At 61.5% G+C, this 520-nt stretch carries 1 protein-coding gene; it reads left to right on the top strand.

Annotation, left to right across the window (positions count from 1 at the left end; all coding sequences use genetic code 11):
* Positions 1 to 53 precede the first annotated feature (53 nt).
* Positions 54 to 520, top strand: a 467-nt coding sequence (locus J5M71_RS27125; protein ID WP_347709882.1) for a glutathione S-transferase N-terminal domain-containing protein, incomplete at its 3' end; no start/stop codon positions are given.

Below are 520 nucleotides of genomic sequence, written 5' to 3'. Positions count from 1 at the left end.
CCCGCAAGGTGTTGGTGCTGGCTCACGAACTTGGCATCGCATCGAGCCTTGAGGTGATACATCACGAGACCAGCCCGACTTCACCGAACGCGACCATTTACCAGGCCAACCCCTTGGGTAAAGTGCCGGTGCTGATGCTGCCCGACGACAGCGCACTGTTCGATTCCATCGTGATTTGCGAATACCTCGATGACCTGAGCGGTGGTGGAAAATTCATCCCGGCAAGCGGCCCCGAGCGCTACAAGGCGCTACGCCTGCAGGCATTGGCGCAGGGCATGTGCGACGTCGGCATCAAGCTGCGCTGGGAAGTCGAGCGGCGTCCCGAGGCTTTGCGCTATCCGGCGTACGCGGACGGCCAGGCCTACAAACTCAAGGAGGCGTATCGCTTCATCGAAGAGCACGTCGACCTCAATGGCCCGATCACCGTCGGCCACATCGCCTTGGCGACGGCCCTGGACTGGATCGCTTTCCGTCAACTCTCGGACTTCTCGGCGCAGGCACGCCTGAGCGAGTGGTATCA

The organism is Pseudomonas sp. 43(2021), assembly GCF_017490805.1.
Lineage (GTDB): Bacteria > Pseudomonadota > Gammaproteobacteria > Pseudomonadales > Pseudomonadaceae > Aquipseudomonas.
The sequence above is the reverse complement of the archived record's forward strand: the minus strand, read 5'-3'. Positions and strand labels throughout refer to the sequence as shown.